This is a genomic window from Bacillus cereus group sp. Bc010 (genome assembly GCF_027716745.1).
Taxonomy (GTDB): domain Bacteria; phylum Bacillota; class Bacilli; order Bacillales; family Bacillaceae_G; genus Bacillus_A; species Bacillus_A pacificus.
Genome location: NZ_JAQFUY010000004.1, coordinates 230,355 through 251,177, shown reverse-complemented (window position 1 = coordinate 251,177; position 20,823 = coordinate 230,355). Strand labels below are relative to the sequence as shown.

The window sequence follows — 20,823 nt, the reverse complement described above, 5'->3', positions numbered from 1 at the left end:
TCCATTTTCCTAAATTTGCATATTAATTAGTGACTTATAATTTTCAATAAGATTATCACGTACAAGAGCAGCCGTTTTCATTTGAGACTCAGCCTTCTTTTGCTGAATTAAAACGTCATGTGTTTCTCCTACTCCTTTTGTTAATAAATCATATACAGCTGTTTGCGCATTGTTTTGTGTTTGATTCATATCTTCCAATAAATCGATAAACTTCTTCCCCTCGACTACAGATGTTTGTGTATTTTTCGGTGCACCAATTGACTGAATCGCGCCAAATGGCTGTGTATGTAACATTGGTTGGATTTTCATCTTCCCATATTCCCCCTTTATCCTCGGCCGATTTCTAAATCTTTATCCAGCATTTTTTTATTCGCATTTAATACACTTGTATTTGCTTCGTACATTTTTTGAGCAACCATTACATTCGTCATTTCAGCAGTCACATCAACATTCGGATACCGTACATATCCTTCTTCATTTGCATGCGGATGCGTCGGATCATACACTAAGTTTTCAGTTTTGTCTGCCTCAATACTTTTTATTTTCACCCCGTTAGTCGGTGCACTGTCTAACATATTCGCAAAACTATTATTTGATTCAAGCACTACACTACGGCGCTCATACAAATTTGCCCCCGGAGCTGCCGTTGTATTGGCATTTACAATATTATTTGAAGTAACTTCCATCCATTTTCTCGCTGTTGTTAGCCCTGATCCACTTGCATTAATTGCCTGAAACATCGTTGTCTCTCCTTCTACTATTAACGTCCACGAGCTGCTTGGTTAATTGCATATTGTGTATTAATTGCGTTAATTGAAATCCCATACAATTGGTTTGTTTTCATTAAATCTAGCATTTCTGTCGTTACATCCACACTATTTCCATCTTTATTCGTTTGCATTGCCTTCGTTTGAATCTTCGCATATGTGTTTTTCGTATTTACCGTCGGTAAGTGCATTTCATTCGTTTGATATAAATCTGCATTAGTTTTTAAATCCGCAGTATTACTCTTATATAATGCACTACTTTTATTCATTTGCTCAGCAAATGTAACGTCTTGTGCTTTATAGCCAGGTGTATTCGCATTTGCAATATTACTAGAAACAGTATTTCGTTTCGTCACTAAATAATTCATATAATGGCTTACATCAGTCACTAAATCTGGCATACTCCACACCCTTCCTTTTTCACTTATCATTTTGGCATAATAATCCACTGATGGAAGTTTCACTTCATTATTTAATTTCTTATATGTATTTATTAAAATATTAACTATCATGTACCCTTACATATTTTATTCCATTTTTACATTGTTGTCTTTAGAAAAATACAAAAATATAAAAAAGAATACAAAAAAACTGTATACGCGTAGTAATCTATATAATATTTCAACATATTTACGACTAGCCGTAGGTTATTTTTACATTATTTAGATTACTTTTATTTTTTACAGTCATAAAATGAAACCTCAATCAGCGGAATTCTTTATTTACATGAAGGAATGGATCCCCTTGTAATAAGGGAGATCCGTTTCCACACTTTATAATTAATATTTACCGTAAAATGAATTTGCTTTCATTCGCCCATCATTTGTCATAATCATTTCTTCCAAAATCTTTTGCTTATCTCGAATATGCTGTGCTGCCTTAATAATAAATGGACTTACTTCTGCCGCAACTTGTGCGCGCGTTTCTTCATCCAATGTCATCATCCAGCGATTTAACATCGCACTCTTCTCAGCAAACTCTTCATCTGACACTTGCAATTCACCGATTTCATTAAAACAGCCGACAAATGCTCGATAAATATCATTGTTCATTTTCAAGCGCTCCGCGATAACCGTCAATTAAATCTTGTAACACTTTCACAATCGCATCAATATCTTTCGCTTCACGTGTTACTTTCATCGTTTGAATTTGAACACTAATCCAGTCATATAAACCATAAAGACTATCATATAAATCTTTCGTAATCTCAGGGTTTAATTGAAGCTTTAATTCTTCAAAAATACGTTCTAACTTCTCAAGAAGCGCATCTCCCTCTTGTAGTTTAAAAGTATGTAAAAGCTCTTCTAAATTACGAAACTCTACAATGCATCTTTCATAAATAAAAATTGTATTTTTAATCGGATTACTCGTCATAATATCATTTTGCATATAACGTTGCCATGCTTGCATACGATCACTTCCTCAACTTTCATTAATCATCACTTTTTTGTTTTGTCATTGCTTTAATTGTTTTTAGTTGGCTATCAAGCTCAGCTAATGTACTTTCTAGTTTTTGATATTTATCAACAATTGCCTCTTGTCTTTGTTTATTCAGTTCATCAATATCTTTAATTTTCTTATCAATCTCTTTTATTTGTTCTTCAATACTTTTAGAACGTTTTCCAATTACCCCCTCATCACCAAAAATACCATCTAATTTTTTTTCCATTTCATGGCCTACGCCATTGAATCCAAAGAAAAATTGTTTTGCAGCTTCAGGGTTTTCTTTAAAGGCTGTTTTTAACTTTTCTTCATCTAATGTCATCTTACCAGTTTTATCAACTTGGATACCGAAAGAAAATAAGTATTTATTATCTTGAGAATATTTGAAAAGACTTGTCATTGTATTACCAAGTGAAAATGAAATATTATTTCCTTGCATCACACCATTCTTTCCAGCAAATAAATCCAAGTTCCCAACAGCTTTATTATATTCGTCTTTCATTTTTTTTATTAAATCAATAGAATCCTTTACATTCGAGTCTTCAATAGTAATTTTTATAGGTTCACTTGTTGCTTTCTCCAAGTTAATGGTTAAACCTGGAATTGCATCGATTTTATTAGATGTACTCGAATCTTTAATCCCATTTATCGTATATTCAGCATTTGTAGCTGCTGTTATTTCATTAGCAATCGTAAATACCTTCTTATTAGTATCCTGGTCTATAGATGAATTCACTAAACCAATTCCCTCTAAAAAACCTTCTTTACCATCTACTAAATTTATTGTTCCTTTTGTTCCAGCTGTAGTAGATGTAAAGAATAATTGTCCCCCTAGTGAATATACTGATACTCCATAATTCCCATTATTAATTTTATTCACTAAATCTTTATAAGTCATATCCTTAGATACTTTAACTTCTTTACCATTAATTTCAAACGTAACATCTTTTTCAAGTTTTGCATCTAAGTCTATTTTATTCTTCGGATTATTGGGGTCAGATAGATCTACTGATCTTGTTGTAATTTGATGACGTTCTGCAACTTTTTCAACTGTAATATTGTATGTTCCCGCAATAGCAGATGCATCTGCTTGTGCAGTAACAAATCCCTCTTTTGATACAGATGTTTTCTTCTCATTGCCTTTAAAAGCATACATATCTTTAAAAACTTGCACAAAGCTATTAAATTCCTTATTCATACTAGCATAAACATTTCGCTCATTACTTAATGTTTGCTTTTGATTATTGTACGGTGTTTTTTTCATTTCTAAAGCTTGTAGTTCTAAGTTTACTAGATTAGAAGTATCAATTATATTATTCCCAAGATTCCAAATTTGTTGCCTACCGCCAATATTAGATACTGTTGTTCCCATAAAAACCTACTCCTTTTCTACATATAGTCTAAAATACTCGTTTTGCTCATCGTGCTAACTGCTTTAAGCGTCGCTTCATATGTTGCGTTTATGTATGCTAACTCTGAAATTGCTGTCGCTAAATCAACATCTTCAATTTCTTTACGATTTTCTTGAAGCGCTAGATCTTGCTCACTTAAAATTGTCTTAAATGTGTCTACAGTGTTCATAGTTGAGCCAACTTCCGTCGTACGGTTAATGACACCATCTAAATTTTTCTTATTTTCTTCTAAAAACGGTTGTAATGCTTTTTGATCACCACTTTGCAAAACATCTTTCATCTTTACTAACGTTTGAATTACAGGTGTTAATAAATCATCGCCTTTACGAAACGCTTTAATTTCGTAGCCATCATTCAACTTCCACATTACATCTTCATTTCCACCTTGATATATTCCATCTTTTGTAAATGGCGGCTTATCAGTACTATCACCACCAAAAAGATAGCGCCCTTGTTCCTTCGTATTTGCTAGATAGACGACATGCTCTAAGATTTGATCAATTTCTGTTCCAATAGATTTTAATTCTTTTTCACTATTCGTCCCATTTAATGCTTGTATCGTTAATTGATCAACTCTCGTTAAAGATTTCACAATACCTTGCAATGTATTTTCCGTCTGACTTAACACATTTTTTGAATCTGCTATATCCTTTTGCATTTGTTCAATATTCGCCAACGAATGTTGAATTGCAAATGATTTACTTGCTGCAAGTGGATCTTCACTCATAAGAAGATTTTTCTTCCCTGAAGTTACTTGATTTCGATGATATTGCTGTTGGGCATTCAAATCCATTAACTGATTCTTTGCCCAGTTTGCATTTTGAAATGTAGATACTCTCATTTCTATCTCCTCCTTTATCTATTGAAAATTGATTGGAAGGTGAAACCGGAACTATTTCCGGATTTCCTCCATTCTTCCTTATCCGGCAACCGCCCTGTATCTCTGGTCTTACACCGATAGGTCCTCTATTAGGCACTGACCGCTTCTACACTCTGCTGGTCCTCTCTTCAAACATAAAAGAAAAGGGGTTTGTTTTTACCTCTCATTATCTAATGATTGAAAACAGACTATCAAACACTTCATTCATTGTAGTAATAGCTTTAGAATTCGCAACGAAGTATTTTTGGAAGGCCATTAAATTAACCATTTCTTCTTCCATATTCACGCCTTCGATACTCATCTTTTCTTGCTGAATACCTTCTAATAAGTCTCCATGAATTTTTTGATAACCGTTCACTTCACTTTTATCAGATGCTACCTTCACTATGAATTGGTCTAATGCTTTTTTATATGAAAGACCATCTTTATAATCTTCATCTGTAATTCCTGCCAATTTATTTGCAGTTTCAGCAGATATTTTCATTTTCGAAAAATCATTCGCAAATTCTGGATTTAATTTCAACTCTTTCGCATAATCTCCAACGAAGAAGTCTTTTCCCATCACTGTATTTACTTGATTTTTCACTGAACCCATTAACTCTTCAAGATTTTTCTTATAACTACCAATCTGCCCTTTTGTATCGATTGCAGATTTTATTGCCCCACTAGTTAAAGGAATTTCCGAACCGTAAATTTCAACAGACATAGGTTCTTTCGTTTTATTTAATTGCAATGGATATGTATCTTGTCCATTCACTGTTAAAACGCCATTCATTCTAACACTTGCGATATTAGGATTCATAGATTCATAAGATACTTCTATATTGGCATACTTAGACATTTCTGTAACGATACGGTCACGTTCGTCTAAAAGTTGATTTGGCACTTGTGTACCAGCTTGCCCAATTTTTTGATTCGCTTCTGCTAAACTGTCAGCAAGACGATTAAATTCATTGACATGCGCTTCAATATCTTCTGTCGTCTGCGCTTCTACTGAATCTAAATTTTTCGCAAGTTTATTTACCTGACTTGTAAACTTCCCAGTTTCAGAAATTAGCGTATCATAATAGTTTGATTGCTCTGGATTTTTTGCCACTTCTCGAAAAGCATTAAAGAATCCATCCATTAAACTAGATAGTGAGTTTTTGCCTGTCGTTCCTACCATAGACTCTACTCGTGATAAAACCGAGTTCTTATAATTATAGTAAGAGAGCTGAGATAATTGGTCGTTAAACTGTTTCGTCTTCACTTCATCTGTAATACGATCAACACCTAACGTTTGTACACCATAACCAATTCTCTGTTCTGGCGTATGACCATTGCTCGCTCCAACAGATCCGTAATTCACCATTTGGCGCACATAGCCAGGTGTATGAATGTTTGATAAGTTTTGTCTCGTCGTTTGTAATCCCATTTGGGCCGCTAACATACCCGATAACGGGGTATTGTAATCAGATAATCGCATAATGCTTCACTTCCCCTTTACAATAGTTCATTCATAAAGATTTGCGAATTATTGTTTCGTTCTAAGTTATATTCAGAAACTGAATCCACAATACTTTCTGTAGTTTTTAATAGTACGTTTAAGTAATATTGATTTTTCAAAAGAAGCATTTTTACATTTTCTTCTAATCCAATTAAGTTTTTTTGTAATTTTTCCATTTTCTCAATTTCTTCTTGAGAAAAATACGAAAATAACGCACTTACGCGAAATGATTCCACTCCCTGTTCTTTACAAAACTGAACAACCATTTCTTCAAATGATCTCGATAATTGTTTTAAACCTTCAATGTACTGCAATTGCTCTACTTGTAACTTTTGAACTGCATTTACATTTTTATTTTTTAAATTCTCATATATTTGTTCTCCAAGCGTTTGAATGTTTTCATATGCTTTTTGAATAATAACGAGCTTTTCATATAATTGTATATACATATAGCTTCCTTCCCTTTTACAAGACTAAATTTACAATTAAACCGTGGATTTCTCCAATTTGATTTAACATTTCTAAATGTCCTGTTTTTGTATTAATTAAGTTCATAACATCTTCTAACTCATTCAATCCCATTTCCGCCTGTTTTACAATCGTCATTTTCTGTGAATAGCCATAACGCGGATGACGAGACATGACATCTTTATATTGCAATACATTATCAACGTAAAAATTCAAAAATGATTTTACTGTATTTTTGTATTCCATTACGTTATCAAGTGTTAATTCCATTTCGATTTTTTCTTTAATTTCTCCAATATTATCAACAAACGCTTCCATTTGTTCTAACAACTTATCTTTTTTCGGATCTGCATGCAAATTATCCGAAAATGCAAGTCCAGTCCTGACATTTGCTTCTTTCGGCATTTGAGTAGCAGGCGGTATATGCGATAAGATTGGATTATGCGAGATTGAACGCAGCATATATATCACCTATTTATTTTTTTATTTCTTCCAAAAGTTAATCGTAAAATCTAGTTATTTATAATTATACTCTGAACACTAATATTTTGCAGTTATTTTTTATAGAAGATATGTTACAATTTAGCATGAGGTGGCACAATTCTATGAATATTTTTCTTTGTGGTTCAAATCAATTAACAGCATTAGATCAAGAAGAAATCAAAAAATTTTTAACTGACTATGCTCACAAACATAAAATTTACATATTATGTTATAAATCTATTGAAAATGAGGTACTTCGTTTTTTCGTTGAAAACGAAAGACTCGCTCAAAATTTATGCCTTTACACGCTCCAACCGTTACAAGCAGTAACAGATGAATTCCAAGAAATCGTAGATTATTTAAAATCACACGGAGCCGAGTATGTTGCTTTTGATCACCCTTCCGACTCTATTTATCGATCTGATTATATGTTTTTTGTGAAACAAATTATTGAAGATACCGATTTAGTTCTCTGTTTTTATAACGGAGACAAACATACATCTGTCATTCCCGTTGACATTGCAAAAGAAGCTGGGATTGATGCTGTCATTTATGATTTACCAGGTTTACATGAAAAACAAATGAAAAAAAGCTTTGAACAAAAAATTCGTATGATGTAAAGGGGGCGGCACAATATCGTTATTGTGCCCATTGTAAATATGATAATTGAACAAGATTATGATCATTTTATCGCGAGTTTTAAACAACAATTCAATATGGATATCGCTTCGTATAAACAAGATAGGATGCGCCGTAGAATCGATGCTTTTATTTCAAGAAAAGGCTTTGAAAACTACACTACGTTTTTAAGTACTTTACGTGTTGATCAAAACTTATTTTTAAGTTTTATTGACTATATTACAATTAACGTTTCAGAGTTTTTTAGAAATAAAGAACGTTGGCAAACGTTAGAATCGAAAGCACTGCCAAAATTACTCGAACAAAATAACGGAAAATTAAAAGTATGGAGTGCCGCTTGCGCTGCTGGCGAAGAACCATATACACTCTCTTTAATTTTATCGAAACATCTCTCTCCATTTCGCTATGAAATACTAGCAACGGATCTTGATTTTCATATTTTAGAGAGTGCAAAACGTGCTCAATATACGGAACGTTCTTTGAAAGAATTACCTAGCGATTTGAAAGAACGTCATTTCACAAAAGAAGATGATATATATTCATTACATCAAAATATTAAGCAACACGTCACGTTCAAACAGCATGACCTATTAATGCAATCGTTCGATACAAATTACGATTTAATTGTTTGTCGTAATGTAATGATCTATTTCACTGAAGAAGCAAGAGTCAAGCTGTATGAAAAGTTTAGCCGTTCTTTACGAAAAGGCGGTGTGTTATTTGTCGGTAGCACAGAACAAATTTTAACACCTGAACGATTCAATCTTCAGCGTTTTGATACATTCTTTTATGAAAAAATATAGAAAAAAGCAGGATTATTGCACCCTGCTTTTTTTGTATTTATTTACTAAAATCATAACGAAGAATTGCGTGATTCCGTTCATTTTTTATATAACTCGAATTAAAATAATACAAGCAACCCATATAAGGAGAAAAAGAAACGTCATAGACCATTTATGTTCTTGCACCGTTTGTTTCAACGCCTGTGATAATTGTGTCATATTCATTTCTGCCAGTGCTCTCCATACACTTGCATCCCGCTCTTTAGCTGTGCGATCCGTGACGCTAATTAAAATGGTTTCGTTAGACAATTTCGTGATATACGCAGTAATAACCGTTACCATTAAATTTATATTTCCTTCTGATGAATCACTCTCCACGCTAGAGAGGAGTGCACTTACATCTAATAACGGAATGTGTACCTTTCTACCAAATGATAGTTGTACTTCAGCGAAATCATACGTTCCATCTAACAAAGGAAGTTCTTTTATATGCGCCTGCTTAACAAGTCCTTGCAGGCTTCTCATGACTTGTTCAAATATTTTATCTGTTTGCTTTCCTTCTCCAGATAATGTATGTAACTTTTTAAAGAGTTGTAATACTGTATCCATCTCTTTAGAAAGCATTTCCTTCATAACCTTTCCATCACCTAAACTCGCAAGTAAAATCCCGATTTCATTATTTTTCGAAATAATCTTAGACTGTCCAGTAAACACTAGATTACTATACTTTCGTTCTTTCTGGATTTCATGTTCCGAAATAGCTGCAGGCTGTTTTAATGGTTGTAGCGTCTTATTTTCAATTGTCGTACGTTTAATTTCCATTTAAGCGCCTCCACTATGATGAAATAATTAGCCCCATTCTTTATTACTCTTTAACACTAAAAATAGTACGAATAAACCTGACATAATAGCAAATACATTAGAAGCTTGTATTCCATGGTCACTTTTAGTTTCTTTCTTATCTTCTGGCTCTTCTTTTTTTTCTTTCTTTTTCGAAATGACTTGATTGTTATTATCTTTATCTTTTTGAGCCTTCGTATTATTTACTTCCTTGTTGTCTGTGAGAGGCTCTTTTATAACATAAGTAATTTTTTCTTTCTCTTTCAATGGTTCTTTTATAAGGTCGTTTACCTTCTCTTCTTTTTTCAGAATTTGAACAACTGGCTGTTTTTCTTCCTGAAGCGGGATTTCTACTTTCGTGTCTTCCTGCTTCTCAGTTTCTTTCTTATCTTCTATTTTATTTTCTAATTTATCTTCTTTCTCTCGTTCTTCTGTCTTTTTATCATCTTCTGTTTTTTGTTCCAAAACAGAAACGACATACTCACTTTCTTCAACGAGTTTATTTCCAGCCGCATCTACTACCTCTACAAGTAGCTCGTATGTCCCATTTGGCAATGCATCCGTTATTTCAAATACTTTTTGCCATTCCATGTCGCGCTTATTGTAATCTAATAAAAATGTAATCTCTTTATTTTCTTTTCCTTTTAATGTAACACGAACTTCTTTCACAACCGATTCCACGTCTGCCGCCTTCACTCTTACACGTATAGAATCGCCTCGTTTTCGTTCGATTACATTCTCCGTCGCCTCGTCAATAGTGACTTTATGCAACTTCGGCATCTCTTTATCTATTGTTGGTGTTTCATTATTTATACGAATAAGAGGAACTTTCACTTCATTTTCTATAAGCTCTTCTTTCTCATTTTCTTTAAAACTTTGAATAAGCTGAAGGTTCCAATCACCTTGCAAATCAAAAATCCCGACCTTATAGTTAGCAATCCATCGCTTCGTCTCTTCTTCATAGTCAAAAGGTATCATTCTTTCTTGCTCATACAGATTACTGTTTTTTGGCAAACGCAACATACCTTTTATACTTTGAATATTTTTCTCTTTTGGCTCTACAATAATCCGTACTTCTTCGCCAACCTTTAATTCTCGCTTATTTATTGTAATAATCCCTTGATCCGTCTCTATCTTTTTTTCGGTTTCTTGCTCATTCTTTACTTCTTGTTGTTCCTTTTTATCTTGCTTCATTTCCACCTGTTCTGGCTGTTCTTGAACTTCCTTATTCTCTTCTTGTACATTCACTTCATTTATATTTTGTTCTGGTACATTTTGCTCTTCCGCCTGACTTTGCAGCGGGAAGAGCAAGCACACATGTATGCATAGCCAGCAAATTAGAAAAAACTTTACGCTTTTCATCTACTATTTCAACGCCTTATAGTGATTTCGTCACTTTTACTCCGAAAAATCCATCTACATTTACAAGTTCACCATACGCCACCAATACATCATTTACATAAATTCGAATTGGTTCATCAATATCTTCATCTAATACAACGGCTTCATTTTCTTGTAAACTTAATATATCTTGAATCGTTTTCACTGTACTTCCAAATACAAATTTCACATTCATTTCTACATTTTGTAGAATAGATGTATCCATATACACTGGCTCAATTTGTTTCACTTCTTTAAATTCAATAGGTTGTACAACAGATTCTACAACCTCTTCTTCCATTTCTTCCTCTGCAATCTCTTCTTCTGCTTCCACCATTGGATATAGCAGTCGTCTTACCATTTCTTTCGCTTCTGAAATCGGTAAAATTTGATACATTTTCGATTGAAGCAAGTCGCCAATTTCAAGGTTGAACGTAATTTGAACGAGTTCATCCACTTCCATTGACTCTCCCAAATATTCCATTTCTTCTTTTAACGTGACAAATTTAACGTCTGGCGGCGTCATGTCCATCTTCTCTTTAAACATTTCTGACATCGCTGTTGCCGCATGCCCCATCATTTGGTTCATGATTTCTTTAATACCGCTCAGCTCTAATTCACTAAGCTCTTTCTCTGGATCAATCTCCCCTGTTCCCATCATCATTAAATCTACCATTGTCAAAGCAACATCTTTCGTAAATACGAATACGTTCTCATTCTTTAAACCTTCAACAAAATCGACATTTAAAATCACAAAGGGAACCGGTACACCGTCATAATGACGCACATTAATCGCTTCTACATTGGGTGTACTAATCGTAACCGGCTGATTTAAAAGCGTTGATAATACCGTTGAAGCTGAACCGATGGAAATGTTGGCAATTTCCCCAAGTACATCTTTCTCTTCTTGCGTTAACTGTTCTTTTTTAACATGTTCTTCTACAATTTCAGCTTCCGCTACTTCAGCTGGCTCGTCTTGCTCTTCTACGCCACCAGATAATTGTAGTAATTTATTTATCATTTGTTTCGCATGTTCAACTGAAACAATTTGTACGAGTTTAGAGTTTACAAGATTATCTATTTTAAGGTCAAACGACACTTTCACAATCGTGTTATTTCCAGTTATTCCAGAGATTTTCTCCATCTCTTCTAATAACTTTACGACTTTAATTGTCGGCGGTGACATGTCTACTGTATCTTGGAAGAATTCCGACATAGACGTCGCTGCGAATCCCATCATTTGGTTCATCGCTTCTTGTACAGCACTTAGCTCTAATTCACCAAGTTCTTTTCCCTCTTCCACTTCACCTGTTCCCATCATCATTAAATCAGCAATAGATAAAGCAACATCTTGCTGAAGGACAAGTAGATTTTCCATATCTAATCCTTTTGTAAAATGAATATTTAATACAACATGAGGAACCTCAACATCACTTGTATCGTATAAATCCACTAACTCTACATGAGGAGCAGTTATACTTACTTGCCTATTTAAAATCGTTGATAATACTGTCGAAGCAGAGCCAAATGATATATTTGCAATTTCGCCAAGAATATCACATTCTTGAGGCGTTAAAAGCTCCTTTTCTTTTTCTAGCACAATTGTGCTCGTATCCCCTTTTGTGTGTTGCTCAGGCATTTTCCCTGCCTCCTCATTTTTGTTTTTCTATTAAATGAATACACTCATTACATTTTAACAAACTTATTACGTAAATCGTGAACATGTATTTATTTCCTGTTATATATATTATTTTTTTATATTAGTATGTAGTTAACCAAAAAGCTCCCCAATTGTATACAAGTGGGGAGCTTTCCTTCATTCCTATTATAAACCTTCTGGGTTTAAAATGAGGACCACTCGTCCATCGCCGAGAATCGTCGCGCCAGAGAAATAGTTCGAACTCTCTGCAAAGAAATCACCTAATGACTTTAAGACTATTTCTCTTTGACCGATAATTGTGTTTACAATAAGTCCATAGCTGCGATGTGTATTACGAACAATTAACACAGGAACCATTTGACTTTCATATGATTCAAATGCCTCATCTACTGTTTTTTCACCAAATACAGTACTTAAATGCTTCACTTCAATAATTTGATCACGATAGTTTAACACATCTTTTCCTTGTATGGATTGGATGTCTTCTCTCTTAATTCGAATTGCTTCAACAATATTACCAAGAGGTAAAGCATAACGTTTATCATTCGTTTGAACAAGCATAGATTGAATAATGGACAACGTTAATGGAAGTTCAATTCTAAATGTACTTCCCTTTCCTTCTTCTGAATCAATAATTAAATGTCCACCTAAACTATGAATTGTATGTTTTACAACATCTAATCCAACCCCGCGCCCCGAAAGATCCGATACTACTTCTGCTGTACTAAATCCTGGTTGGAAAATGAGATCAAACACTTCACGATCCGTTAATTTATTTGCCTCAGATTCTGTTACAACACCATTTTTAATCGCTTTTTCTAATACTTTCCCTTTATGAATTCCATTTCCATCATCCGTAATTTGAATTACGACATGATTTCCACTATGGAACGCTTCTAATTTAATTGTACCCGTCTCATTTTTCCCTGCATCACGACGTTTTTCAACAGTCTCAATACCATGATCAATTGCATTACGAATTAAATGAACGAGTGGATCACCGATTTCATCAATAACAATTTTATCAACTTCTGTATCTTCACCCGTAATTTGTAAATCGATTTTCTTCCCTAAATCTTTCGCTAACATACGTACCATACGCGGGAAACGATTAAAGACTGTTTCAATCGGCACCATACGCATGTTTAGAAGTACATTTTGAATATCTTTTGAAATATCGCCTAATCGATTTAAATGCTCAATTAATTCTTTGTTTTGAATTGCTTGTGCCAATTCATCTATGCGACCACGCTCAATTACACTCTCTTCAAACATGTTCATTAATCGTTCAATTTTCTCTAGCTGCACACGAATGGAACGATTCTCACCTTTAGCATTTTTCGTTTTTGCAGTACTTTTAGTTGGCGTAGCACTTGCAGGTTGCTTCGCTGCCTCAATAGGTGCTTCCACCTGCGCAACTACAGACGGCTGTATCATTTCTTCTACTCGCGTAGTTTCTTGCGTAGCAACCATCGAATCTACTTCCTGTAATGATTCTCCTTGTTTCACTACTACTTTCTCAATTTCAGAAACGTGAAGCACTACCTGTTTCACTTCTTCTTCACTACGATCCGTATTCATAAATACTGTAAACTCAAAACCGAAAGCATCCGCTTCGATCTCTTCAATACTAGGAACCGTTTTTTGTATATCGCCTATATTTTGCAGTGCTTCAATACACATAATGGCACGTACTGCTTTTAAAATAGCTTGCTGTTCAACGGTTATATGCACTTCATGCGAAACTGCATCATCATTGTTTATAGACTCTTGCTCTACATGTTCCATAGAAGTTTCTGCATTTCCGTTCAATAACGCTTCTAATTTTTGCTTCGTTGCGACTACATCAATATTACCCATTCCGCCTTGCTGCACATCTGCAACCATTTTCTCTAAATTATCAATGCATTCAAAAATCACATCAATAATATCCGCATGTACTACTATATTCCCATGACGAATTTCATCTAAAACGTTTTCCATTTTATGCGTTAAATCCGCCATTTCCGTAAATTCCATACTCGCAGACATACCTTTAAATGTATGGGCTGAGCGGAATATTTCTCCCACAACATCCATATCAGTGGGATTTTGTTCTAAAGTTAGCACATTTTCATTTAGCGACTGTAAATGTTCTTCCGATTCTTCAAAAAATATATTTAATAGATCTGTTTGCATTTTCATCCCCTACCTGTCTAACAAACATTTCATTTATGTATAACAATTTAGTGTTTTAAAATGAGAAAAAAGGGGCCACACATCTATCCGTTATCACTGTTTTGATTCCTTGTGGCACCCCTTTTATATTAGCTATTTGCTACTTTTGTTAAAGCTTCGATTACGCGATCTGCTTGGAATGGCTTTACAATAAAGTCTTTTGCCCCGCCCTTAATTGCATCTAATACCATACCTTGTTGTCCCATTGCTGAACAAATAACAACCTTTGCACTTGAATCAATTTTCATAATTTCTTTTAATGCTTCAAGTCCGTCCATTTCTGGCATAGTAATATCTAATGTTACAATATCAGGTTGAAGTTCTTTATATTTTTGAATTGCCTCCACTCCATTTTCCGCTTCTCCGATTACTTCAAATTCAGAATTACTTTTTAATAAGTTTTTAATCATTGTTCGCATGAACATCGCATCATCTACAACTAAAATTTTATGTGCCATTCTTTTTGATTCTCTCCTTCTATGTATAAATATATCTTAATATTTCACCTTATCATTCTCACTCATTATACAAAATAAAACGATAAAATTTAATATTTTTTTAAAAGAATTTCTGCATTTTAGTATTTTATTACTAAAATACTAAAATACTATTCTTTAATATAAATGACAACGCGACGGTTTTTCTCCCAATTTTGCGGTGAATCATTCGGTACAACTGGCTTTGTGTCTGCATATCCTACCGCAGCTAACCTTTTATCCTCCACATTATACACTTCAATTAAATGGTGGATCATATTAGCTGCTCGTGCTGAAGATAATTCCCAATTAGAAGGGAACTTTTCATTATGGATCGGTCTACTATCTGTATGCCCCTCCACAACAATTGAGTTTGGTACGGATTGAAAAAATCCGACTAATTTGCTAATAATTTCTTTTGCTTCAGGCTTAACGTTCGCATCACCTGTATCAAATATTAAATTATCTACTATAACAACGCTTACCCCTGTATCTTCTCGATATACATTCACTTGACTAATACCGTTATTATCTACATATGCTTTTAACTTTTTGTACAAGTCGTCCATTCGCTTTTTTGAGACCATTTTTTCATCATTTTTTTCATGTGAAATATCTGGTATAGTATTTTCCATTACTTTTGCATCAACTTGCTCCGTATCACTAAACTTTTCAAGCATCTTTGACAATTTTACTGCATCCTGCTTTGAAGTAGCAACTAGTAATACAAAGAAAGTTAATAATAACATCGTTAAATCTGTAAAAGTCGTCATCCAACGAGGCGATCCCTTTTGCGGTCGTTTTATCATCACCATACCACTCCTTGCAATATTAGGCTGCTCGTTTTACTTTTTTTATCTTTGTTTCGTATACATACGTATCGAGTTTTAACTTTAATTTAGACGGAATTTGTCCACGATACAATTCTGAAATTGCTTCAATAACAAACTTCTTCTCTGTATATAAATCTTCAATACCACGATACACTTTTTCAGCAAGAGGGATTGCAATCATATTTGCAAGTACTGATCCATACAATGTCGTTAACATCGCAACTGCCATCCCTGTACCAATTTGCGATGTGTCTTGCAAGTTTTGAAGCATAATGATAAGACCAATTAAAGTCCCTATCATACCCCAAGCCGGAGCGAAATCGCCAATTTTATCTAATAATACTGCCCCTTTTCTTAATTCATACACTTCCGTTTCAACATCTTTCATTAACACTTCTTTTAATTCCTCTTCATCGTAACCACTTAACATTAATCGAATTCCTTTTTGAATAAAAGGATTGTCCACCTGCTCTCCATCAACCTCTAAAGAAAGCAAACCGTGTTTTTTAGATTTTTTTGAAAAATCAACAAACAAATCCGTTAACTGTTCTAAATCTTCTTCTTTTCTATGTAAAACAGTAAAAATACTTTTCGTATATTTTTTTATTTCTCCAAATCGATATGCCACAACAATTGTCGCAGTTGTTCCCCCTATGACAATTAAAATAGATGAAACATCTAAAAAGTTTTTAAAAGCTTTTATTCCGCCTCCACCAAGCATAATTGCCGCTATCACTATAGCAAAACCTACTAAAATGCCAAATGGGCTAGAAATGTCAAACTTCCTTTTTCTTCTTTCTGGTCTAGCAAATCCTTGATTTTTGTCTCCCATATTCCTGCCCTTTCCTTTTCATTTTTGTAAAACATTTTTTTATTTTAATAATGCGTTTTCACATATAATGCTTATTATATGCTCGTCATCTATTTATCGCAATATACTCATAAAATTGACACATTTCATTTCCATATTAGAATTATAGTATGGAAATATGAGGAGGATCACGATGGAACATAACATTTTACAAGTCATTGCACTAGCAGAAAAACTAAAATATGAAATGCGACATAGCTGGCTTTCTAACGGACGTCAAGAAAGCGTTGCTGAACATACGTGGCGCATGTCTCTAATGGCCATTTTAGTTGAACCTTATTTAGATCAGAAAGTAAATATTGAAAAATTACTAAAAATGGTTATTATTCACGATCTAGTCGAAGCAGAAGCTGGTGATATTCCTGCTTTTGATACAATGAATAGTCATGAATTACAATTACAAAAACAAATAAATGAACAAGAAGCAATTTTAAATATTAAACGAACATTAAAAGGTTCTCTCGGCGAGGAATTATATGATTTATGGATGGAGTTTGAAACGAAAGAAACATACGAAGCAAAAGTTGCTAACGCACTTGATAAGCTTGAGGTAAAAATTCAGCATAACGAAGCTGATATTGATACGTGGCTGCCAATTGAGCATAAAATGACATTCCAAGTAGCAAAGCATACAAACTTTGATTCTTTCCTATCTAAATTACAAAAAATCATTGAGCAAGATGGTGAAAAAAAATTATTAGCTGCCGGCATTGACGTTGAAGCTTGCAAACAATAATGAAATAAGACACTCAGTACGAGTGTCTTATTTCATTATTGTTGATACAGCCTGCTTGTAAATAAGTTGTTGTTTTCCATCAACTAACATTAAAACGGTAAATTTGTCTATTGCAACAACTTCTCCTACTATTCTAACGCCACTCTTTAAAAAAATTGTAACAATACTTTTTTCTTCTTTTATTTGTTTATATAGCTCTTCTTGTAAATGTTCCAAATATATCTCTCTCCTCTTCGTTGAATATCTTAATATAAAAAACTGCAAATTATTTATGTACTTTATCTTTCGCATTCATAAACTTATTAATAAGTATATCTAAATCTCGGCTAAATAACAAAACTTTATCATGATCCAATCCATGTCTAGCAACAAGTTGAATTAGCTCTTTCTTTTTAGTTTCTATTTTATTTTGTAGTTGTCCCATCTCCATCTCTTCACTAAAACTCCCTTTTCCCATAATATTACTTGTAAAATTATAGTACAAATCCTCTCATAAAAAAATATAAAAATGGTTTTTTTTACAATTTTTATATTTTTTATGAACAAATCGCGAAATATATAATGATTTCTTCACATACCCCTAGCTCCATATACAATCAAAATGACCATACAGGCGTTTGTCTAATTACTCAAGAGACTGGCTCCTTTTCCATACGAAAAACATACTGTATACAGTAGTCCATGAATTATATAGATTAACTTACTCAAAAGGAGGAAAACATATGAGTTATGGTGGAAGTTGCGCTGGTTTCGGCGGTGGATTTGCTTTGCTTATCGTACTATTCATCCTTCTAATCATCATCGGATGTAGCTGTTGGGGTGGCGGCGGATACGGATACTAATATATCCTATCCTTAACAAATGAACGAAAAACTATAAGAAAACAGCTCATATTTGAGCTGTTTTTTTCATACTTTCGTATGAAGTTATGTCCCTCCTTTTTCTGATTTCAACTCATAAAAAAATGTTTACTATGAAATAAGAAATATTTTTACTTAAGAGGATTACTATGATTAAAGCTCTTTACGAAGCACATTTACCTGTCCGCAACTTAGAGGTATCAATATCTTTTTATGAATCACTTGGACTGAAATTATATAAAAGATGAGATGATATTGCTTTCTTTTGGATTAGGGAAAATGAAAGTTGGCTCGGTCTTTGGGAAGGCACAGAATACAAAGTTAAGTATCACCCCTCTTTACGACACATCGCCTTTCAAGTAAGCTTACATGATTTAGAAAATGCGATTCATTGGCTAAATCAAAAAGGAATTTCAGCACGAAAAGATTTCGGAATGGAACCAATTGAACCGATTGTTTTTCCAGAATTAGCGCATGCCGCCGTATACTTTAACGATCCTGACGGAAATAGTTTAGAATTGATTGCACAATTACCTGTTGGACTCCCTATAGCCGAGAAAGTGTATTTAAGTGAGTGGAAAAAACAAATTCAAGCATCAGCATTACATAAAGATTAATCTTGTTAGCTATATGCTGTATCTTTGTAAGTTTCATATGGCTTTACCTGTTTTATCGCGGGAAACTTAGTGAAGAATCTACTATCACTTAATAGCATGTTTATGTACATGCTATTTTTATTTATGTCGAAAAACAGAGGAAAAAGGCGATTTATTTTTCTTACGTTCTAATTTTTTAGAATGTACAATAATTTTAGATTATAAGAAAGGGGATATTATAATGTTTGAAGATAGGCTTACTATTTCAGCTGAGCAGCAGAAACTTATTTCCAATGCAACACGTATTCAAATTCTTCACCTTTTAAAAAACGAAGCACTCACTGCAAAGCAAGTAGCTACTAAACTAAATAAATCTGCTGGTAGCGTACATTATCACATTCAAATTTTGTACGATGGAGGGTTACTTGAATTAGTAGACACGAAAGAAAAACGAGGAATTATTGAAAAATATTACAAGGCAAAATCCGCTCATTTCTATATTGAAGAAAGCGGCACAGAAGGAACGAATACAGGCAGTCATATTGTATCTCATTTATTTTTAACTCCAGAGGAATTACAACAGCTTACTTGGGAAGTTACACAAGTTTTATTACGATGGGAAAACAAAACCGCTCGTCAATCAAACTCTGAAGAGGAATACGCTATTTCCTGCAGGCTAAAAAAACAATGAAAGAAAGGGCCATTTGTTCATGAAAAATAAATTATTATTATTGTCGGGAACAGGAATTTCTCGTTTAGGTGATTTTATGTATCTCATCGCCCTAAACGTAATGGTGTTACATAGCACAAACTCCCCTGCTGCTGTAGCAGGATTATGGATTGTCGGTCCAATTGCGACCGTTGTTACAAAAATATGGTCTGGTAGTATAGTAGATCGATTAAACAAACGGTCTATTATGCTCATCACAGATATAATTCGGGCAGCTCTCATTGGCTGCGTTCCACTATTTGATTCTATTTGGGCCATTTATATTTTTATCTTTTTAACTCGTATCGCTACATCATTTTTCGATCCAGCTTCATTTTCTTATAAAACAATGCTTATACCTGCTGAAGAACGCGCTCAATTCAACGCTTGGAGTAGCTTTTGTACAAGCGGGGCTTTTATTATCGGTCCAGCTCTTGCTGGAATACTTCACACCACGCACTCAGCATCCTTTGTAATTTACTGCAACTCACTTTCCTTTCTACTTTCTACTATTCTCATTTATTTCTTACCTAATATTACGTTACAAACAAAGCAAAGCGAAGAAGTTGCAAATACTTTCGTACAAACATTACGAAGTGATTGGAAACAAGTTTTTTCATTCGCTCGAACTGAAACGTACATTATTCTCATATTCGTTTTATTTCAAGCGACTATGCTTGTCGCTATGGCACTTGATTCACAAGAAGTTGTTTTTACAAGACAAGTACTGTTTTTAACCGATATAGAATACAGTATGCTTGTTAGTATAACTGGCGCTGCTTACGTTTCCGGTTCATTTCTTGTCTCTCTTTTTGCCAAACGTTTACCAATTCAATATTGTATCGGATTAGGGACAATTTTCACAGCAATAGGCTATGTAATTTTCGCCTTTTCAAATTCATTTATCGTCGCGGCAGGCGGTTTTATTTTACTTGGCATTTCTTCATCATTTGCTGGTACTGGCTTTTTTACATTTTATCAAAATAACATCCCGGTTCATATGATAGGACGTATCGATAGCGTATTTGATTCCATAAAAAGTTTTATCCAAATCTTTTTCATTTTAGCAATTGGAGCATCCGCACAATTTCTTTCCGTTCAAATGACTGTAATAAGTAGCTCGTTACTCATCCTTTTCCTTTCCTGTTTATTAGCAATCCGAGTAATGACTCCTTCACGAGAAAAATATTTTAAGGCTACAGGATTAACCGCAACATAACAAGCGGCGATTTGCTAGGTAGTAAGCCCTCACTGATTAAAGTTTTACTTTATGTTAAAATATTAA

Annotated in this window: 25 protein-coding genes and 1 pseudogene; 7 read left to right on the top strand and 19 right to left on the bottom strand. The window is 33.9% G+C overall.

Features of this window, described 5'->3' with window-relative positions; translation table 11 throughout:
* Positions 1–9: 9 nt before the first annotated feature.
* From fliE to PDQ68_RS08205, 10 genes are all read right to left on the bottom strand, one after another.
* Complete coding sequence (gene fliE, locus PDQ68_RS08250) at positions 10–309, bottom strand: flagellar hook-basal body complex protein FliE (protein ID WP_000701666.1); 300 nt, start codon at positions 307–309, stop codon at positions 10–12.
* A gap of 17 nt (positions 310–326) precedes the next feature.
* A complete protein-coding gene (gene flgC, locus PDQ68_RS08245; RefSeq protein WP_000484684.1) occupies positions 327–740 on the bottom strand; it encodes a flagellar basal body rod protein FlgC in 414 nt (137 codons plus the stop codon).
* Positions 741–760: 20 nt separating this feature from the next.
* The gene (gene flgB, locus PDQ68_RS08240) at positions 761–1,198 is read right to left on the bottom strand and encodes a flagellar basal body rod protein FlgB (protein WP_308054189.1); all 438 of its coding nucleotides are present in this window, start codon (positions 1,196–1,198) and stop codon (positions 761–763) included.
* 348 nt (positions 1,199–1,546) lie between these two features.
* Positions 1,547–1,819, bottom strand: coding sequence for a hypothetical protein (locus tag PDQ68_RS08235; protein WP_001058066.1), 273 nt, complete (start codon positions 1,817–1,819; stop codon positions 1,547–1,549).
* A complete protein-coding gene (locus PDQ68_RS08230; protein ID WP_001149522.1) occupies positions 1,809–2,177 on the bottom strand; it encodes a flagellar export chaperone FliS in 369 nt (122 codons plus the stop codon). Before PDQ68_RS08230 ends, PDQ68_RS08235 begins: the two co-directional genes overlap by 11 nt.
* Before the next feature lie 22 nt (positions 2,178–2,199).
* Positions 2,200–3,582: a flagellar hook-associated protein 2 gene (locus PDQ68_RS08225; protein ID WP_270786654.1), complete on the bottom strand. Its 1,383-nt coding sequence runs from the start codon at positions 3,580–3,582 to the stop codon at positions 2,200–2,202.
* A 17-nt stretch (positions 3,583–3,599) separates the two neighbouring features.
* Positions 3,600–4,463, bottom strand: coding sequence for a flagellar hook-associated protein 3 (locus PDQ68_RS08220; protein WP_061184040.1), 864 nt, complete (start codon positions 4,461–4,463; stop codon positions 3,600–3,602).
* 205 nt (positions 4,464–4,668) lie between these two features.
* Positions 4,669–5,967, bottom strand: a complete 1,299-nt coding sequence (gene flgK / locus PDQ68_RS08215) for a flagellar hook-associated protein FlgK (RefSeq protein ID WP_061184039.1) — start codon at positions 5,965–5,967, stop codon at positions 4,669–4,671.
* A gap of 17 nt (positions 5,968–5,984) precedes the next feature.
* Positions 5,985–6,437: a hypothetical protein gene (locus PDQ68_RS08210; protein WP_000275907.1), complete on the bottom strand. Its 453-nt coding sequence runs from the start codon at positions 6,435–6,437 to the stop codon at positions 5,985–5,987.
* 16 nt (positions 6,438–6,453) lie between these two features.
* On the bottom strand, positions 6,454–6,918 hold the full coding sequence (locus PDQ68_RS08205) for a YaaR family protein (RefSeq protein WP_000946323.1): 465 nt from the start codon (positions 6,916–6,918) through the stop codon (positions 6,454–6,456).
* A 143-nt stretch (positions 6,919–7,061) separates the two neighbouring features.
* On the opposite strand from PDQ68_RS08205, the gene PDQ68_RS08200 reads away from it, so the two are divergent.
* Positions 7,062–7,559, top strand: coding sequence for a flagellar motor switch protein FliG (locus PDQ68_RS08200; protein WP_001020115.1), 498 nt, complete (start codon positions 7,062–7,064; stop codon positions 7,557–7,559).
* A 39-nt stretch (positions 7,560–7,598) separates the two neighbouring features.
* Positions 7,599–8,381, top strand: coding sequence for a CheR family methyltransferase (locus PDQ68_RS08195; protein WP_016717063.1), 783 nt, complete (start codon positions 7,599–7,601; stop codon positions 8,379–8,381).
* Positions 8,382–8,465: 84 nt separating this feature from the next.
* On the opposite strand, the gene PDQ68_RS08190 is transcribed toward PDQ68_RS08195, so the two are convergent.
* The 7 genes from PDQ68_RS08190 to PDQ68_RS08160 all read right to left on the bottom strand — a co-directional run bounded on the left by PDQ68_RS08190 (position 8,466) and on the right by PDQ68_RS08160 (position 16,598).
* Positions 8,466–9,182 carry a hypothetical protein gene (locus tag PDQ68_RS08190; RefSeq protein WP_016717062.1) on the bottom strand — a complete coding sequence of 239 codons (717 nt, stop codon included), beginning with the start codon at positions 9,180–9,182 and terminating at the stop codon, positions 8,466–8,468.
* A 27-nt stretch (positions 9,183–9,209) separates the two neighbouring features.
* The gene (locus tag PDQ68_RS08185) at positions 9,210–10,562 is read right to left on the bottom strand and encodes an Ig-like domain-containing protein (protein ID WP_016717061.1); all 1,353 of its coding nucleotides are present in this window, start codon (positions 10,560–10,562) and stop codon (positions 9,210–9,212) included.
* A gap of 16 nt (positions 10,563–10,578) precedes the next feature.
* Positions 10,579–12,219 carry a flagellar motor switch protein gene (locus tag PDQ68_RS08180; protein ID WP_061184038.1) on the bottom strand — a complete coding sequence of 547 codons (1,641 nt, stop codon included), beginning with the start codon at positions 12,217–12,219 and terminating at the stop codon, positions 10,579–10,581.
* A gap of 186 nt (positions 12,220–12,405) precedes the next feature.
* Positions 12,406–14,418 carry a chemotaxis protein CheA gene (locus PDQ68_RS08175; RefSeq protein ID WP_016717059.1) on the bottom strand — a complete coding sequence of 671 codons (2,013 nt, stop codon included), beginning with the start codon at positions 14,416–14,418 and terminating at the stop codon, positions 12,406–12,408.
* Between the two features lie 128 nt (positions 14,419–14,546).
* Entirely contained in the window at positions 14,547–14,915 is a 369-nt protein-coding gene (locus PDQ68_RS08170) for a response regulator (protein WP_000940577.1), read from the bottom strand.
* A gap of 149 nt (positions 14,916–15,064) precedes the next feature.
* Complete coding sequence (locus tag PDQ68_RS08165; RefSeq protein WP_000596046.1) at positions 15,065–15,742, bottom strand: OmpA family protein; 678 nt, start codon at positions 15,740–15,742, stop codon at positions 15,065–15,067.
* Between the two features lie 22 nt (positions 15,743–15,764).
* Positions 15,765–16,598, bottom strand: a complete 834-nt coding sequence (locus PDQ68_RS08160) for a flagellar motor protein MotP (protein ID WP_000502571.1) — start codon at positions 16,596–16,598, stop codon at positions 15,765–15,767.
* A 172-nt stretch (positions 16,599–16,770) separates the two neighbouring features.
* Between PDQ68_RS08160 and PDQ68_RS08155 the strand changes: the two genes are divergently transcribed.
* Positions 16,771–17,373 carry an HD domain-containing protein gene (locus PDQ68_RS08155; RefSeq protein ID WP_016717057.1) on the top strand — a complete coding sequence of 201 codons (603 nt, stop codon included), beginning with the start codon at positions 16,771–16,773 and terminating at the stop codon, positions 17,371–17,373.
* Between the two features lie 27 nt (positions 17,374–17,400).
* Here the strand turns inward: PDQ68_RS08155 and hfq are convergent, their stop codons facing one another.
* Together hfq and PDQ68_RS08145 are read right to left on the bottom strand one after the other, a co-directional pair.
* Complete coding sequence (gene hfq / locus PDQ68_RS08150; RefSeq protein WP_016717056.1) at positions 17,401–17,589, bottom strand: RNA chaperone Hfq; 189 nt, start codon at positions 17,587–17,589, stop codon at positions 17,401–17,403.
* Between the two features lie 49 nt (positions 17,590–17,638).
* Complete coding sequence (locus PDQ68_RS08145; protein WP_016717055.1) at positions 17,639–17,857, bottom strand: aspartyl-phosphate phosphatase Spo0E family protein; 219 nt, start codon at positions 17,855–17,857, stop codon at positions 17,639–17,641.
* Positions 17,858–18,095: 238 nt separating this feature from the next.
* Between PDQ68_RS08145 and PDQ68_RS08140 the strand changes: the two genes are divergently transcribed.
* The 4 genes and pseudogenes from PDQ68_RS08140 to PDQ68_RS08125 all read left to right on the top strand — a co-directional run bounded on the left by PDQ68_RS08140 (position 18,096) and on the right by PDQ68_RS08125 (position 20,757).
* Positions 18,096–18,215 (top strand): YjcZ family sporulation protein, encoded by a 120-nt coding sequence (locus PDQ68_RS08140; RefSeq protein WP_000120179.1) that lies wholly within the window; start codon positions 18,096–18,098, stop codon positions 18,213–18,215.
* A gap of 167 nt (positions 18,216–18,382) precedes the next feature.
* Positions 18,383–18,850 (top strand): annotated as a pseudogene (locus tag PDQ68_RS08135) (VOC family protein).
* Between the two features lie 220 nt (positions 18,851–19,070).
* A complete protein-coding gene (locus PDQ68_RS08130) occupies positions 19,071–19,520 on the top strand; it encodes an ArsR/SmtB family transcription factor (RefSeq protein ID WP_016717052.1) in 450 nt (149 codons plus the stop codon).
* Positions 19,521–19,539: 19 nt separating this feature from the next.
* Positions 19,540–20,757, top strand: a complete 1,218-nt coding sequence (locus PDQ68_RS08125) for an MFS transporter (protein ID WP_061184037.1) — start codon at positions 19,540–19,542, stop codon at positions 20,755–20,757.
* The last annotated feature ends 66 nt before the right edge of the window (positions 20,758–20,823 follow it).